Genomic DNA, 17,753 nt, shown 5'->3' on the forward strand with positions numbered 1-17,753 from the left:
AAATCTCTGACAAAAGGTATTCTCTTCAAATCCCATGAACGGAGTCCTTTTCTGAATCATTACTTTTCGCTTGAATCTTCTATCATGCGATGATTATTTCTGCTAATGCATGATACAAATCACTTTCCAGTTCTAGCACCAGTAGTTTTCCTAACAAACATGTTTTGTCCTGTTCCGCTTTGATCATATTAAATGCACGTTCTTTTTGATCATACTCAATTTCTGCACGATCTAAAATTTGATAACAGCGATTCACAATATCGTTATCCCTGTACACTCTTTCCCTCAACTCCAACACAATATCCTGATCCAACGGCACATTCTTTAATAAGACTGTTACGTCATCCTCCTTCTTTATTTCGGTTTCTATTCTTCCGCCAGCAGATGAAACCTTGCATGTAGCCTTTGCCTCCCTTATACCACAAAAAGTAACTGCATACTCTCTGTTTTCAGGAATCAAAGATTTCTCTCCTTTTGCACTGGATATATACAGACACCCCTCCTCTTCATGCCATTCATAACTGGTTCTCACACAAATCCCTTCTTGATAAGCATTTGTTATATTGTCATCCTCATACAAAGTAAACGAACCATCTGCTCCAGTATATACATAAAGATGCAACTGCTTAGGATTTTCATTCGCATTTTCCATGTAATCGTCCTGAAACGGAATAATTGCCCCTGTCTTAGCCAACACCGGAATGGATGTTATATCACGATACAAATTCATTTTTCTGCCACCGTGGTAACGCAATCCTGTGAATATATCATACCATTCCCCTTGTGGAATCCATACGGTTGTCTTCGCCATGTACAACGTCTTAATACAAGGAGAAGTCACTGCTGCCACCATCATTTCACTTCCAAATGCATATTGATTTGGCACCTTATAGGCTTCCTGTTCTTTCGGATACCAATAATACATCGGTAATACCATAGGGATTCCCTCTGCATACTGCCTGTAATTCATGGTATATAAATATGGAATCATTCTATGTCGAAATCTTAAGAATTTTTCCATCACCATGCGGATCTCTGGTCTGTAGTGCCATGGTTCCTTGGAATTAAATTGATTGTCCGAGGAATGCAGACGCATAATGGGAGAAAATACACCAAACTGCACCCATCTTCCACTCAGTTCATCGTTTCTGCTTCCTGATATATGCCCTCCAATATCGTGACTCCACATTCCATACCCTATATTTGACGCTGTCGCTGTAAAATAAGGCTGAAAATCAAGTGATTTCCACGATATGATGGTATCCCCTGAAAATCCAACTGGATAACGATGACTTCCTGGTCCCGCATATCTTGAAAATGTCATTGGACGCTTTCCGTCCCGTCCATTATCCAGAAAATGATAGTGGTTTAGCATCCAGAGGGGATCCAGACCTTCTACCTTAGATAAACTGCCCTGTTGCCAGTCTATCCACCAAAAATCAACCCCGGCTTTTTCCTGCGGATGATGCAGACAGGTAAAATATGCCTCCACAAATTTTTCATCCGCTATATCAAAAGGAATTGGCAATTCTTTATCAATACTATCATCATCCATCTGCATCGCCCTGGCCATTTCTTTATACCCCTCCTCATAGGCCCGTACCCCTTCTGCCGGATGTACATTTAGTGTCACATGAAGTCCCTGTTCATGAAGCCATTTCAGAAAAGCATCTGGATCTGGAAATAATTCCCGATTCCATGTATATCCTGTCCAGCCGCTTCCATAACGCGCATCTACCTCTACCAGATGCCAATCCATATCAATTACTGCAACGGAAAACGGAATATTTTCCCGCTTGAACCGTTCCATCAGTCCGCGATAACTTTTCTCCGTATATTTGTGATATCGGCTCCACCAATTGCCAAATGCATATCGTGGAACCATTGGTGTTGCTCCGCAAAGTCTGTAAAAATCCTGTATACACGTCAGATAATCCATTCCGTATCCCCAAAAATACAGATCTTCTTCTGGATTCTTCCGTGTTTCCACCCAGCCATCTTCTCTGATCAATAAAGATTTACTATCATCCAGCACTGCATAGCCTGTTATAGCATTTAGTCCATCTTCCAATGGCACTTCCCCATTTGCACCATCCAATGTTCTGGCTGTTCCTTTGAAATTTCCTTCCCCAAATGAATATTCCGTATCTCCATAATGCCATACATTTCCAAATGGTACTGCACTTCCTTTTACATGGATAAAAAGGCCATTACGGCTGAAACGCTGTTTATCATAATACAGATGGATTCTGTCCGTGATAATTTCCAACTGATTCTCTGAATCTACCACCTGATATTCACATAATCCCAAATCTCTGTTCCAGATACTCTGCGTTGGGCTATCTTCAAAGATTCCCTGTTCTGAATATTCCAATCGAACAAGCCCTGATGTTAAAACACTGATACGATAACACTCACCTTCTACCATATTTTCTTTTCTGCATTTAGACTTTGTCTGTATTTGATAATATTTTTTCACTTTTAGCATACCCTTTCTATTTTTGTATAAGAATTCATACAGCCATGCCGCTCTGGCATGGCTGTATGAATATAACTTTACTGCAGCTGTTCTGAAATCTCTTTTATGATCTGGTCTCCGCCCTGTGCATTCCAGTCTTTTACGAATTGCTCAAAACCACTTTCGACTTCCATATCACCTGTCACAATTTTAATAAATGTCTCCTCTTCCAACTTTTCCAGATTTGCCCAGTTCGTCTCCATGGTAGAAGTCGTTTGCGGGAAAATAGGAGTGATCCACTCATATTTATTGTTCTCTGTAATAGACTTGATCAGACCCACACCCTTAAAACGGCACTCATATCTCGACCAGTTATCGGCATCTACATCACCTTCCAGATATCTCTGAATAGCAGGAATATTTGTGCGGGTTTCCAAATTACTTACATCTTCTAATGCCAGTTCATTATTGATACCTTTCATCATTTCATCATAATCATCTAAAAGCGATGTATATGCATTGATTTCAATGTTAAATGGTCTGGTGGAACCGTCAACACCACTCGTAACATATTCTTCCACCTCTGGGTACTTTTCAAGAAGTGAAGGATCATTTACCAAGGAATCATAAAACAGATTTGCAATCTGAATTGCTAATTCCGGATTAGAAAAATCCTTTCTCACAACGATATAACCATTTGTTGCATCATTGTGTTTACAATTAATCATTTCATTTGCATCTTCCACAACATATGGCTCAAATGTCACCTGATCATTTAAAGCATATACATTACTTAACAGCCAGCCTGGCATATGCCATACACCAAAGGCAATACCGCACTGTCCATTTACCAGAAGAGCTGTAATATCATCCCAGGTTCTTGTTCCGACCTGCGGATCAAGAATTCCTTCCTGAAACCAGCCGGAGACTACAGAAAGAGCCTGTTTCATTTCCTCTGTAGTAGATCCATAAATTACATTTCCATCTTTTTCCATCCATGTCTTTGGAAATGCTCCCATTGCATATGCTATGGAATTCATGCTAAATGTTCCATCCGGATCATTACTTGTCAACCATGGTGCAAAAGCCATGCCAACTACATTCTCTACGCCTGCAGGATTTTCCTTCATAAAAGCTTTTGCCACAGTCTCCAAATCTTCTATTTTAATAATACCATCTTTATCTTCATCGATGTCCAGCCCTATCTGATCCAGCCAGTCACTCCGAATCCATGCCATGCTTGGACCGTTATCTCCGTTTGTTGCTGGTAATGCCATCATCTTTCCATCAAAAGTTACATTCTTCAGTGCTCTGCCATCATAAGAATCATAAAGCGATTTGATATAATCACTTGCGTATTCGTCATAAACTTCTGTCAAATCAGCAATCATATCGTTTTCATATAATTCCTTTAATGTATCCAGACTGTTGATTTTCATCATATCTGGAATTTCTCCTGCTGATAATGCCAAAGAAACCTGTCTGTCATAATCATCACCCGTTGCTTCAAATTCATCTGTGATATCGATATTTAATTCTTTCTCTGTCATTCTTACGTAGGCATTATCTTCATAGGAATCCCCATCTGGAAATGTAACATTCTGCAATGTCTGTCTACCCATTGATACCTGAATTGGATCATCCGAACGATTGGATGATGCATTGTCTGTACTACTCTTTTCCGATGGTGTGTTGTTAGAACACGCCGTTGTCGATAATACTAACGACATTACTGCTGCAACGCTTATCAACTTTGTTAAATAGTCTCTCTTCATAAAACTTCCCTCCATAAATGTATTTATGTATCATAATATTGATGTATTTAGTATATATTTCAACAACAATTTGTGTAAATATAACAAATTACATATTCATGAAACATTTTACAGTTCTTATTTTCCAGTTCCTATTCTTTTACAGATCCCATGACCATTCCAGAAATCAAATATTTTTGCAGTACAGGGTAAATCATCAAAAGCGGGATTACTGCTACAACAATTTTAGCTGCATTCAGATTTTTATTAGAAAGCTCTGTGGCATTTTCTAATGTAGTGCTTGTAACACCACTTTTCAGCAGTTCCTGTATATCCACGTTCAGAGATTGGATATATGTCATGATCGGATAGTCCTTAACCTTTTGCATATAAATCAATCCGCTGAAAAAGTCATTCCAACTCCCCACAATACTAAACAACGATACTGTTGCAATACTTGGTTTTGCACAAGGAACCATAATTTTTAACAACACCTGAAATGGATTGGCTCCATCGATCAGCGCTGCCTCCTCTAATGATTTTGGAATCCCCAGAAAAAAGTTCATTAACATAATTACATTGAAGATCGGAAGTGCACCCGGAAGCACTAGCGACCAGATAGAATTCAAAAGTCCCAGATTTCTTACTAGAATATAAGTCGGTATCATTCCTCCATTGAATAACATGGCAAAAATCAAAAGATTCATATAAATATTTCTGGCAGAAAAATCTTTTTTGCTCTTCGTCATCGCATACGCCATAGGAATTGTCAATGCAAGGTTAAGTGCAAGCGTAAGAATAACCCGGATAACCGAAAGCATAAAGGAATGCCAGAACTGCTCATCCAAAAGAATTTTATTATACGCAGTCAATGTAAAATCCACCGGCAGCACACCTACTCTATTTGCCATAACAGCAGCACTGCCACTGAAAGAAATCGCCAGAATATTCAAGAGTGGAAACAGGCATATAAGGCCCAACATCAAAACAATCACATAAATAATAGCTGTCCTCATTTTGGAATGAAAACTTCTATTCTCGACCATTAAATTCACCTCCTAAAAAATTTTCTGATCCGTCAGTTTTTTGGTTAATTCATTTGCCGATATCAGCAATATCATTCCAACTACCGAACGACACAAGCCCACTGCGGCACCAAAACTATACTGTCTGCCTACCAGACCAATACGATACACATAGGTATCCAGTACATCTCCCGTCTCATATACAATTGGCGAATATAAATTGTAAATCTGATCAAATCCGGCACTAAGTATATTCGTTAGATTCATCGCTGTCATTAGCAGGATAATGGGAAGCATTCCAGGTATTGTTACATTCCACACTCTTTTCCACCACGAAGCACCATCCATCGTTGCTGCTTCATGCAGTCCCGGATCAATAGCTGTGATTGCTGCCAGATATATGACGGAATTATAGCCAAATTCTTTCCACACGTCCGTTCCAATAATCAATCCTGGAAAGACTTTGCTATTTCCAAGAAAATTAATCTTATCAAGCCCTACAGAAGTAAAAAACTGGTTGACAGAACCATCAAGTCCAAACATATTGGTCACAACCGATGCTAACACAACCCACGACAAAAAATGAGGAAGATACACAATGGTCTGGACCGTTTTCTTCATAAATTTCTGCCGGATTTCATTTAACAAAATCGCAAACGCTATGGAAAAAATCATTCCAAATATCATTTTTCCAAGAGCAATCACCAGTGTATTTCTAATGATCTTTTCTATGTCTGGCAATTGAAGCATGTAGATGAAATGCTTCAATCCAACAAATTCTGAGCCTAATAATCCCTTAGCTGGCACAAAATTCTGAAATGCCATAATAACTCCACTCATGGGAATATAGTTGAACACGATCAGAAATAACAATCCAGGCCATACCATTAAATGATAAAAAATCTCTGCCCGCCTTATGGCTATTTTTTCCCCACTATTCTTTTTTTTCATAAGTAGCTCCTTCCTTTCTATTTGTTTCATTGGCTATATATTTAGTATATTTTTTAGATTCCTTTTGGTAAATATAACACTTTACAGATTCATGAAACATTTTACAGTTGTTATATTTGATTTAATTGTTATTTCAAATTAATTATGTTATAATTTTTTTAGTCAAAATAATACATTTGAAAGACAGGTTACTTTATGTATACATTATTAATTGTGGATGATGAAGCAGACGAGCGCGCTTTGATTCGTTTTTTATTAAACGATTTTAAGAATGTTTTTTGTATATTAGAATCCTCAAATGGACGAGATGCTCTGAAATTCATAACGGAACACCATGTAGACGTTCTACTGTCCGATATTCAGATGCCTTTTCTAAATGGCATTGAACTGGTCAGCCAGGTTAAAGAAAAGAATCCTGATATAGAAGTATTATTTTTCAGTGGCTATGACGACTTCTCTTATGTAAAAGCTGCCCTTTCCCTAAAAGCCGTGAATTATATTCTAAAACCAATTGACCCAGATGAATTTCATAAACTATTGACAGATATTGTGGAGCATCTGGACTCCCACAAAATAGAATTTACAAATTCCGAACAATACATTGAAGCACATTTCCATGATGTTACACACGAAATACATCATAGTAAAATCAGCCATGCTTCCATTGATGCAACCACAAACCTGTTGCTGCAAAATATTGAAATGACTATCAAATCGAAACAATCAGAACTACTTTCCCAACAAGTACACGAACTATTAGATATCTATGCAGATATTCCTAATTTATCACACATCTATATTCGGCATACCTGCACTACTCTGCTGAAAATGCTTCTTAGTGTACTTCCTGCGCAATCGTATGAAACTCTGCAAAATATTGCAAAAGATGTATATAGTTTTCGCCATTTCTCAGATATTGTAAAAATGATCGAAAGCTATCTGTCTCAAGTGATAGATAGCTTTCAACAGGAACAGAATGCTTCCAGTTATGCCATATATCAGGTAGAACAATACATTCATACGCATTATAAAGAAGACTTATCGTTAAATGTACTGGCTGATTTGGTATATTTAAATCCTAATTATCTAAGCAATATGTTCGCACAAGTTACTGGCTGTACTCTAAATAAATATATCAAACAGTTTCGAATGGAAAAAGCAAAAGAACTATTACTTAACACAAACATGAAAGTTACTGATATCAGTCAGGCAGTAGGCTATCCGAATACTTCTTATTTTTGCAAAAGCTTTCAAAAATTGTACGGAACAACACCTGAACGATTTCGTCAAGGGGTAGAGTTATGATCACAAGACTTAAACAATTCTTTCTCAATTTAAAATTTCAGAAAAAAATCATTGGAATTAGCGTAGTAATCAGCTTAATTCCACTCTTATTACTGGGACTGTTTTCTTATACAAGAATGCGGTCTCTCTTAATGGAGCGCGAAAAAACAGCCATTCAGGAAACGCTTCACCAGGAAGCAACACAGTTAAATCATAAAATTGATTCCTACCTTTCCACCATGGATCTGATCACATGGAACGAAAATATCCGTCTTGCTCTTTCGCAAAAATATGATTCTAATTCTAAAATGTATATCACCTACCGCGATACCATTGATCCTTTATTTTTAACAATTCGCTCTCTCAACACAGACATTACAGCAATTACGATTTATACCGATGTTTCTATCTATCCTCATGGTAATATCCTTCGTCCACTTACAGATGCAAAAAATGAGGTATGGTTTGAGAAAGCCTGCACTTCAACTGTACCGTTTTTTTCTTTATCTCAAGATAAAAAGACACTGTATCTCCTAGGTCAGATGCATTATAACTATGTACCATATACCAGTATTATCTGCATGGCTATCAACTTTCAATCTCCCTTGCTTTCCGCTAAAAATCTCTTTAGTGATAACTATGGATTTTTGCTGTCAGATGCCTCTGGAGAAATCATGTACCAATATAGCAACATATCTGATAAATATTCCATTTCTGAAATATCCTCTCAAGATCTTAATCATGATTTTTCAGACTACATTGCAGAAACTGAAAAACTTCCCGGTCTTGACTGGACGGTTGCTTTATACCGACCCACCAATTCTATATCTGCAGCTGCTATAAATATCACTTATGTTGTTTTGGCGATGATTTTATTATGCCTCATACTTATTTTTCTGGTAAGTTCACTGTTATCCAAAGTTATTGTCTCACCCCTTGAAAAATTATCTGCTAATATGGAACAGGTTGAGCAGGGAAATTACGAAATTGAAATTAGTTATAATACTACCGATGAAGTGGGACAACTGATCTCGTCTTTTAAAAAAATGGTATCCACAATAAACAATTTGATAAACGAGGTTCTTCTGTCCAAAATCAAACAGCAGAAATATGAGATTGCTATTCTTCAATTCCAAATCAATCCTCATTTTCTTTACAATAGTCTTTCCTTAATCAATAGTAAGGCAATTATTGCCGGCCAAAATGATATCAGCCAAATGGCAAGATTACTTTCAACTTTTTATCGAACTATGCTCAATAAAGGTCAGCCAATTACCACAATTGCATCTGAATTAGAAAACACAAAATCTTATATTTCCATTCAGCAGATCATGCATTCACAATCCTTTGATGTTGTGTATGACATTGATAACCGTGTACTCGAATATCAGATACCGAATTTAGTTCTTCAGCCAATTGTAGAAAATGCAATCATTCACGGTTTAGATCATCGTGAATGTTCCGGCAAAGCAATTTTGTCCATTTCCTGTTATCAGGAAAAAGAGGATATTGTTTTTAAAGTTATGGACAATGGATGCGGAATGTCTGATGAGCAATGCGTTCAGATTCTTACCCAAGACAGCAAGGGATATGGCGTTAAAAATGTTCATCAAAGAATACGTTTATATTACGGGCCGGAATATGGACTTACGATTCACAGTACAAAAGATATGGGAACATATGTCTTATTAAAATTTGGCAAAAAAATTGTAGTAAATGACTGATACATATTTGTTACTCTAAAAATGTATTTTTATGATTGTACAGGCAGACGCAGCTATTGGAGGATTTCTTGAGACTATGAGAAAAAGTCTGTAAATAAGATTCTTCTATGATGTGAAGGGCAAAAAGTTTATGGATAGAGCTTTTTGCCCTTGCTTTATATATAACAGTTAAAAAATGGCATGTCAAGAGCAGGCGGGAATCCCGCCCGTCTCAGACCGGGCCAAACCGTTTATTCCGGTAAACGCCCTTCATACATAATACTCAGTTCTCCGTACACTTGTGCCCAGTTTCGGATTGTGGTCGTCCATTTTTTTGTCGCCTCGAAAGTAGCCAGATACAAAGCTTTCAGAAGTGAGGTGTCACTTGGAAATACGCTTCTCTGACGTTTTAGCTTGCGGTAGGTTAATTTAGCAATTCGATCACATTGGTCGTATAAATGACCTTTCTGACATTCGCTGAAAATTTGAAGATCAGGGAGATCGCATCCCTGTTATCTTTCCAGAGTTTCATGGAATTCGGGTATTTAGGTGTCCATTTTTCCGTCACCCAGTTCAGAGCTGCCAGGGCTTTCTTTTCGTCTGTAGTCTGGTAGATGATCTTCAGCTCCGTTGCAAACGCTTTCCTGTCTTTTTCTAAAACAAATCCATCTTTTACATTTTTTCCACCACAACCCTACACCGCTTTTTCCAAAACGCAATCCCATACGCCAAAATGTCATTGCGCCCATCTTCCCTGAGTTCCTGATCGTATCCACGATCTTTGATCTGGTTCAGCGCTCTTTCGCATGCCTGGTCAAGATCGTTGATGGAGCGTGCATATTTTAGCTCCAGAATAATTCCGGTATCTGGATTTTTCGGCTTGATCATAATATCCGCAAAACCATTTCCTGATTCCCTGTTTGATTTGACTGCCCAGCCGGAATTATTTTTCAGAATGCCAAGTAAAATGCCATGATAAAAGATTTCTTTTTCTTCGTTTCTCGCCTTGGTATCAAGAATACTGATTGTTTCGCTGAGAAACATAGTCAGTTCCTGCTGAATATCCTCGGTTTTACCCTCAAGAAATCCACGGTTGATTTTCTCCGTAGATGCCCTGTCATTTGCAATCACCTGTTCAAACCATTCTCTGATCTGGAGAATAAAGACCTCACGCACTTCTTTATTCGGAATGACCAGTCTGTATCTTCCATCCGTTTCACTGCCGGTCTGTGTAAGATATCCTGTCGTAAACAATACACTCCACATATTTTCGATTCGCTGATCGATCTCATCATACGTCAGATCCAGACGAATTCTCTTTTCTACTGCATTTCCGGTGATCAGCTGCTCAATCTCATCTCTGGTCGTTGTATCGGCCTTTTCAATCAACCGTTTTACAAGATCATTTCCGCTACTGTTGATCCAGTAGGCCTTCGGCTGTGCTTTATCATTTCCTGATAAGTCATCCACATAATTCATAACATCCCAGGGGCAGTAAATGTCCGCATTTCCAAAGCGATAACCGTCGTACCATTCCTTCACTTCCCCAAAATGATTCTGCAGTCTGTAATCCGCCAGAAGTTTTTCTACCTCTTCCTTTGTAAATCCAAACGCTTCCTCATACCGGACATCATCTGCAGCATATACTTTAAAATTATTCAATCCGGTAAAGATACTTTCTTTTGAAATTCGAAGGCACCCTGTCAGGACTGCGAACTGCAGGAACTCATTTGTTTTCAGGGCCTGTCCAAATATGCCCCGAATCAGGGATACCATTTGAGGATAATATCCATGCTGGAATGCCTTGTCCAGCGGTACATCATATTCATCTATCAGAATCAGCGTTTTCTGACCATAGAAACGACATAAAAGCTGCGATAAAACTCTCAATGAGGAAACCAGAAATCCCTTATCCATCCAGTATTTTCCATTTTTTATTATGGTAAAAGCATCATACTGTTTCTTCTCAACATCAGAAAGTTTCGTACTTTCCCGCAAAAAAGAAAACCTTGCTGCTTCCCTTCCAATCAATTGTACAAACGCATTTTCTGCTTCCTCATAACTCAGCCCATCGACGTCTTTTAGTGAAAGAAAGATAACTGGATATTTTCCCATGTACTTTTCACACAGTTCTTTTTTCCCCGAAATATAAAGATCGTCAAATAATGTAACATCTGTTCCGATTTCAAAAAAGCACTTCAGCATACTCATGTTTAAGGTTTTTCCAAAACGCCGCGGTCTGGTAAAAAGGTTCACTTCGCCCCAGTTTTGCAGAAGCTGCTCTATCGTAAGTAGGTAATCATCTGTATATGACATTTTATAAAAGCCATCTGATACTGTTCCTGGCTGTCTGCCAGATTCTCTATCAGATGGCTTAGTATTATTTTTTTAGTTTAGTACGGCAGTATTCCGGAAGATCTTCTGACCATGGAAGCAGTTTCTTTAACTCTTTCTCTTTAGGAAAAGCTCCCATTTTTCTGAGTTCATCCAATATATAAGTCAGATATGCGTATGGTTTCAGATGGTTAAGAAGTGCCGTTTCTGTAATGCTGTAAACAAGGGCACTGGCATCAGCTCCCCGTACACTTTTGGCAAACAGCCAGTTGCGGCGTCCCACTGCAAAGTTTTTCAACGCACGTTCTGCACTGTTGTTGTCTATACTGAGATGGCCATCTTCCAGATAGCGTTTCAGATATGCTTCCTGATTAAGCGTATACAAAATGGCATCACCAATAAGGGAAGACCTGTCTACAGAATCTTCCATCGTATGCAGCCATTCAAACAGGGCATCCATAACCGGACGGGACTGTTTCTGGCGCTCCTCATATTTTTCTTCCGGTGTTTTATTGTGGATCATTTTCTCGATCTTATAGAGGATCCCGATCCTTGACATCGCCTGATATGCAACGGTCTCTTTCAGCTGTTCTTTTGTAAAGTCTTTTTTCAATGCTGTGAGGGCTGCATCAAAACGTCGTCTTGCATGGGTAAGGCATCCGCTTACTATGATACCTTACCCTAAACTGTGATAAGCCTGATATCCATCACAGGTCAGATACCCATGAAACCTGTCCCCTAAAAAGTTTACAGTATGATATCCCGCACGGGTCCTTTCATAATCGAAGAGTACCATCTGCGGGGAACCACTGAATTCATCCGTGAGATATACCCACATCCAGTTCTGGGTCGTCCCTTTCTGATCCGGTTCTCCGAGTACCTGGATCCGGCTTTCGTCACAATGGATATATCTGCTTTCCAGAAGTTCCTCTTTCATCAGCTGATACAGCGGTTTCAGGTATCGGTCTGCACAGTTTATGATCCAGTTTGCCATAGTCTTTGTGGAAAGATCAAGATCATATCTGGCAAACTCTCTTTCCTGGCGTGCCAGAGGCATCCCGTTTACATATTTAGCGTTCATGATACCGGCGACAAGGGAAGGCGTAACAATGCTCCCACGGATCAGGGAAGGTTCTTTTTCCGGACGTTTCATGGATCCGCATTCCGGACAGCTGTATACATAAGTGATCTCTTCTTCAACCTCAAACTTTGCAGGTATAAAACGCAGACGTTTTACGGTCTCCTTTGTTACTACGCTGTATTTTTTTCCGCATTCCGGACAGTAACGGGCTTCCCCTTCCAGTTTATAGGTCCTGGTCTCAACGGTCTCAAAATTGGAAAGATCTTCTTCCTTCTTTCCTTTCCTTTTTTACGTTTATAAGAGGATGGCCGGATCTCTTCAAAAAGTTCTTCTGTTTCCGCATCCGCACTGGCTTCTGCCTCATTGAACAGGTTCATCTGTTCATAGCCTTCGGCATATTTTTCACTGGATGCCCCAAACTGTTTTCTCTGTGCAAGGGTAAGACGGTCAGAGAGCATGGCATTTAAGAATTCGAGTTCTTTCTGTTTATCCTTCAGCAGCTGGATCTCCGTATCCTTCTTCTTTGTCTGTTCCTGTACGATCTTCATCAATGAGATCAGATCTTCACGGCTCATGTTATTCAGCTGTTTATCTGTAAAGATTGGTTCCATGTCCTGTCCTCCCTGCTTTATCATTATTAAAAGTATACCATGATCCCAGCTGTTTTCCTATGGAAAACTGCGTTTCCGGATATAGGAAATATGCAGGAAGATGTGGTATTTTTCATGATTTTTACGGGATTGACAGCTCCGCTGTCTTATGCTTACAGAATGATCTTTGGATGGTGTTCCTCAAATGCACCCCTGGGATTTAAGGAAAGTCCGTCACACAGCCAGTGGATCTCTTTCAGAGTCACCTGACGGAGTTCGTCCGGAGTATCCGGCCAGTGGAAGGCATTACGGTCGAGCCGTTTCATCAGGATCCAGAATCCGGATCCGTCCCATTGGAGGATCTTTATAGAAGTACGCCGACGGTTACAGAACGCAAACATGCAGCGTGAGTATGGGTCGAGGTGAAATTTTAATTTGATGATAGCGGCCAGACCATTGTAACTTTTTCTCAGATCAGTGGCTCCGCAGGAAAGATATACCGTTGTTCCTCCTGCCAGGTCAAGCATGGCGCTGCAGGAATCCCAGTATAGATTCCATCAGTTCCGGTCTGCAGGAATCAGATATTTCAATACGGATACTGTCTGAGATAAAAATACGCACCGGTGAAGCTTCCTGTTCAGACGGAAGTCTGACAAAGACCATATCCTGTTCAGATTCGGATGCCGGCTCTTCTTTTGCAAGTCTACGGACCCAGTATCCCATCGTAGATAAAGGGATACCGTTTTCTGCACACCATTGTTTACATGTTTTCCCACTGGTCTGACATTGCTGGATACGGTCAGACCAGAGTTTTGCTTTTTCTTCTTTGTTCATAGTGATATAGAATACCTCCTAAGTTTTAAGGAGATTGTAGCAGAATAAAAAATGAAAAAACAGATACGGATGATTACCTACTTACCAACGTTACATCTTTTCTTCCGCATCCCCCGTTCTGACACACGCATACCGCTCGCTTTCGATGATCTGTTCCATCGCTTCCGCCGGCGTGGTGTCGATGTTACCCAGGAGATTCCGGAATGTCGTAACCGACTCTCCGCTGTACAGCTGAACCCCTTTTCTTTTGCTGTCGACATGGAAAAGGTCATGGCGGCTGTTCACATTCCAGAAAACAACGTTCGGCAGCCGATAGCCGCTGTACTCGTACTTTTCTTTCATATGATCATAAAACATCCAGTTCTCGTCCACGCAGGCATCAATCTCCATATCCGAGACAACGATCAGTGCTTTCGGCATTTCTTCCGGTGGAACCTCGTGATCCCGTGCTGTTTCCAGAACGTGTTCAAATGCAGCCTGCAGATTCGTATTCATTCCCCAGCCAACACTCTTAACACATTGGACTTTCTGCTCCAGCGTTTCCCCCTTCAGGGAAACAAATTCCGACTTCTCACTGAATGCCATGAAAAGATTGTGGTAAGCACCCCGGTTCCGCTCTGCAAAGTAAATGGCAAGGCCAATCGCTGTCGCCATGGGTCTTATCCACATAGAACCGGAAACATCTGCAACGACAATCGCATTCGTTTCCTTCGCCACATAGTCCGGCAGCTGGCGCCACTGTGCTTCCATTATCTCGTCCCACGGATTGAAATGCAGTATTTTTTCTACAAGATCGTACGGATACAGCGTCTCCGCATGAATCTTTTCTTTTCCCTCCAGTGCGTTCATCAGATACCGGTCAAAACGCTCCATGTCATGTCTCAGGAATGCGTTCCGGTAAATCATCATAGCTCTTCCGGAAACCTCCGGGTATACGATCTCCTCCCACTTTCCTTCTGACATTTTTACTTCCAGCACGCCGATGTATTTCCGCAGGGAACGGACGATTCTTTTGAAGTTGTAAACCGGATAGCCGAGCTTCTGCGCCGTCAGAATGCCGAGCTTTCTCGTCTCTTCCCTTTTCGAATCTGCCGTCTTGATCCATTTGGCAAGCAGGGAAACGCTTTTTCCCTCCCGAAAATTTTTCAGATCTGCTTCCAGCTGCTGCTTCATGGCTTTCCACATCTCGTCTTCGACTCTGGTTCCAACCAGACAGTACCAGTCATCGAACCGGCCGTAAACGCCAATCAGATCGAGATTCGCAATAACATCCTGCGGATGATATTTGGCAAGGTACTGCAGCAGAATCCGAAAGACCCGTCTCTCACCGAGACCTTCCCGGATATCACGTGCATAAAACAGGATTTTTAACGCGAACAGCGGGTCTGCCCGGTACACTTCCGCAAACAGAAGCTCGATTCTTTCCGGATCCGCACTGCGCAGGGATCCAATCGATGCAAACAGCTCCAGTCGCGCATCGCCGCTTGTGTTCCGTGCTGCTGCTCCGTTTTCCGTATAGGTTTTTGTTGTCTGCTCCCGCATCTGTTCTGCAAAACTCATCGCTGCCGCTCCTTTCTTTTGAGCTATCTTACTCGCGTAAGGCGGGCAGGACTTGAACCTGCATTCTGTGCCTTATCCTCTAAGAAAAAATTTGCTGTACGTTCCACAAACATGAAACATTTTTCTGCACAGGTTTTACCCGTTAAACTACCGCCTTATTTTCAGCCACATTTTTTTGTGGATACTGATGTGTATCAAATGCTGTTCCACTCTGACTTGCTTTATATCATCGGTTGAGATTCTATTTTTCTGTCTCTGCCGTCTCTTTAAAGCTCAGGATTTCCTTCAGGGATCTTGGTTCATAATTCATCCATGGCTTCATGCATCCCACATTGTATGCCTGCGGTCTGCACTCATAAATGTGTCTGCTGCATTCCTCCTCCGCCATTTTTCTCAGGCACTCCTGATAATACGTATCCTCCATGCTGTCGTGTGTATGGCCATATAAAAGGATGGTTCCATGTCCCATATTTTTCCAGCTGAAAATCGGATAATGAAAGAGAACCAGATGATACTGTTTTCCGTCGATTCCGTCCTGAATTTCCTTGTAATCGCAGATCTCTTCGTATAGCTGCTGATACCGGTAATCATCGATGTGATCATGATTTCCTCTTACCAGAACCTTTTTCCCCTTCATTCTTGCAACCAGTGCAATAGCATCCTCTTTCTTTCCATATAAGGTGGCATCCCCGAGAATGTAAACGGTGTCGCTGTTCGTTACTTTCCGATTCCAGTTTGCAAGAATTGTCTCATGCATCTCCTCCAGATCCGCGAAGGGACGCTCGTCAAAACCAATGCAGTTTTTATGCAGTAAGTGCAGATCGCTGATGTAGTAATTCATTTCTCCGATTCTCCTTTCTGCACGTCTCTGTTCTTTTTGTGAATGTCCGTGCTTTGCTCTGTATATACTATATTACATATTTTCGATTTTTGCATTTAACTTCTGGTTTAATTTTTCATGTGATATGTTTTCTGGTTTTTCCCAGCTCCACACAGTACTGTCCAGACCTGATTTCCCTTTGGACAGTGCCTTTAGCTCTTCCACGCAGAATTCCGTCGCGCGTACGATGTACTCGTTGGCCATTTGTCTGGTAAGGATGGACAATTTCTCTTCTTTTCTCTGGACGAATTCCCCGCGGACTTCTTTTATAAGACCTTTCACATCGAATTCAGCAAGCTGTGCCAATGGCTCTTCTGTAAGATCCAGCTCCTGGATCATTTCCTGGAAAAGGCCATATTTTTTCGAAACATATTCATTTAATATCTCGTAGTCCCGATGCAGTTTTTCTACATTTCCAGGAACGCTCGAATTCCAGCCATGCTCCCCATACATAAATCTCCGATATAGCATATCCTGGATCAGATGAAGATAATAGCCGAGATATAAATCATCCTTCTCCATGTATTTCCCGTATCTGTCGCGGAAACATTCGAGATCGTATGTGTATCTGGTATTTTCGCAGATTTTCTTCTTTAAATGGCTATTTCCCGCCACCGCCCCATCCGGCAGAATCACCCCAAGGAACAGGCGGTTGATATCTCGAAACGAGACTTCCTTTCTCATCTCCTGTACAATTGCCAAGTGAATCATGCTTGATGCCATAGTGTCCTCTTTTCTAAACAAAATATCCGCATGTTTCCTCTTACATTACCCAGCACCGTTTCTGTATAAAATCAAAGACACTCACAACGAAAGCCGGAAGCCTTTGCAACTTCAGTGTAGCAGGGTTCGTACGGATCACGCACCGCGTAAATCATTTACTTTTTTCCATCTCTCTTACAAGATCACAAAGTTCTTCTTCCCAGTCGCTGATTTCCGAATACCAGATGCATCCATACACACCTGAAAGTTTCATATTTCTTGAGGAACATACGATAATCTTGATTTGATTTCCCTGCTCCTGCAGAATCTGAACTAACTTTTCTCCCGCTTCTGTATCGCTGATAGCTCCTGAACTCATTGGAAAATGCATATCTGTTATGATCAGATTGAACGGCTCTCCTGCGTTTTCTGCATCTTTCAACATCTTCAGACCATCTTCTACATTAGACACCTGCTCAACCGATGCCACACTACAGCGGTTACCTAATATTTTTCGAATTGCATTTGCTTTATAAACACTATCCTCAAAGTTCAGAACCTTCATATTCCGCAGTCTCCTCTCTCATTTCTGTTGTT

13 protein-coding genes, 1 tRNA gene and 2 pseudogenes are annotated in these 17,753 nt (G+C 40.6%); 2 read left to right on the plus strand and 14 right to left on the minus strand.

What is annotated here, in order from left to right; translation table 11 throughout:
* Positions 1-82 precede the first annotated feature (82 nt).
* The 4 genes from ACY2VW_RS03975 to ACY2VW_RS03990 all read right to left on the minus strand — a co-directional run bounded on the left by ACY2VW_RS03975 (position 83) and on the right by ACY2VW_RS03990 (position 6,188).
* Positions 83-2,488, minus strand: a complete 2,406-nt coding sequence (locus ACY2VW_RS03975) for a glycoside hydrolase family 31 protein (protein ID WP_461877121.1) — start codon at positions 2,486-2,488, stop codon at positions 83-85.
* A 68-nt stretch (positions 2,489-2,556) separates the two neighbouring features.
* Positions 2,557-4,233: an extracellular solute-binding protein gene (locus tag ACY2VW_RS03980; RefSeq protein ID WP_461877122.1), complete on the minus strand. Its 1,677-nt coding sequence runs from the start codon at positions 4,231-4,233 to the stop codon at positions 2,557-2,559.
* 131 nt (positions 4,234-4,364) lie between these two features.
* Complete coding sequence (locus tag ACY2VW_RS03985; protein WP_461877124.1) at positions 4,365-5,258, minus strand: carbohydrate ABC transporter permease; 894 nt, start codon at positions 5,256-5,258, stop codon at positions 4,365-4,367.
* 12 nt (positions 5,259-5,270) lie between these two features.
* Entirely contained in the window at positions 5,271-6,188 is a 918-nt protein-coding gene (locus ACY2VW_RS03990) for an ABC transporter permease (RefSeq protein WP_461877125.1), read from the minus strand.
* 195 nt (positions 6,189-6,383) lie between these two features.
* Between ACY2VW_RS03990 and ACY2VW_RS03995 the strand changes: the two genes are divergently transcribed.
* Positions 6,384-7,493 (plus strand): response regulator, encoded by a 1,110-nt coding sequence (locus ACY2VW_RS03995; RefSeq protein ID WP_461877127.1) that lies wholly within the window; start codon positions 6,384-6,386, stop codon positions 7,491-7,493.
* Complete coding sequence (locus ACY2VW_RS04000) at positions 7,490-9,196, plus strand: sensor histidine kinase (RefSeq protein ID WP_461877129.1); 1,707 nt, start codon at positions 7,490-7,492, stop codon at positions 9,194-9,196. The genes ACY2VW_RS03995 and ACY2VW_RS04000 overlap by 4 nt, the downstream gene beginning before the upstream one ends.
* Before the next feature lie 230 nt (positions 9,197-9,426).
* Here the strand turns inward: ACY2VW_RS04000 and ACY2VW_RS04005 are convergent.
* From ACY2VW_RS04005 to ACY2VW_RS04050, 10 genes and pseudogenes are all read right to left on the minus strand, one after another.
* Positions 9,427-9,839 (minus strand): annotated as a pseudogene (locus ACY2VW_RS04005) (transposase); the annotation flags it as partial.
* Positions 9,840-9,847: 8 nt separating this feature from the next.
* A complete protein-coding gene (locus ACY2VW_RS04010) occupies positions 9,848-11,491 on the minus strand; it encodes an AAA family ATPase (RefSeq protein WP_461877130.1) in 1,644 nt (547 codons plus the stop codon).
* Between the two features lie 64 nt (positions 11,492-11,555).
* Positions 11,556-13,201, minus strand: a pseudogene (gene tnpC / locus ACY2VW_RS04015) (IS66 family transposase).
* A 152-nt stretch (positions 13,202-13,353) separates the two neighbouring features.
* On the minus strand, positions 13,354-13,707 hold the full coding sequence (gene tnpB, locus ACY2VW_RS04020; RefSeq protein ID WP_287486114.1) for an IS66 family insertion sequence element accessory protein TnpB: 354 nt from the start codon (positions 13,705-13,707) through the stop codon (positions 13,354-13,356).
* Positions 13,700-14,014 carry an IS66 family insertion sequence element accessory protein TnpA gene (gene tnpA, locus ACY2VW_RS04025; RefSeq protein ID WP_461877131.1) on the minus strand — a complete coding sequence of 105 codons (315 nt, stop codon included), beginning with the start codon at positions 14,012-14,014 and terminating at the stop codon, positions 13,700-13,702. The genes tnpB and tnpA overlap by 8 nt, the downstream gene beginning before the upstream one ends.
* A gap of 90 nt (positions 14,015-14,104) precedes the next feature.
* On the minus strand, positions 14,105-15,574 hold the full coding sequence (locus ACY2VW_RS04030) for a DUF2828 family protein (RefSeq protein WP_461877132.1): 1,470 nt from the start codon (positions 15,572-15,574) through the stop codon (positions 14,105-14,107).
* 37 nt (positions 15,575-15,611) lie between these two features.
* Positions 15,612-15,731, minus strand: a tRNA-Phe gene (locus ACY2VW_RS04035).
* An 84-nt stretch (positions 15,732-15,815) separates the two neighbouring features.
* Entirely contained in the window at positions 15,816-16,415 is a 600-nt protein-coding gene (locus ACY2VW_RS04040; RefSeq protein ID WP_349142068.1) for a metallophosphoesterase, read from the minus strand.
* A 72-nt stretch (positions 16,416-16,487) separates the two neighbouring features.
* Complete coding sequence (locus ACY2VW_RS04045; RefSeq protein ID WP_461877133.1) at positions 16,488-17,177, minus strand: hypothetical protein; 690 nt, start codon at positions 17,175-17,177, stop codon at positions 16,488-16,490.
* A gap of 151 nt (positions 17,178-17,328) precedes the next feature.
* Entirely contained in the window at positions 17,329-17,721 is a 393-nt protein-coding gene (locus ACY2VW_RS04050) for a response regulator (RefSeq protein WP_177269185.1), read from the minus strand.
* Positions 17,722-17,753 lie beyond the last annotated feature (32 nt).

It is taken from the genome of Fusicatenibacter sp. (assembly GCF_977045365.1).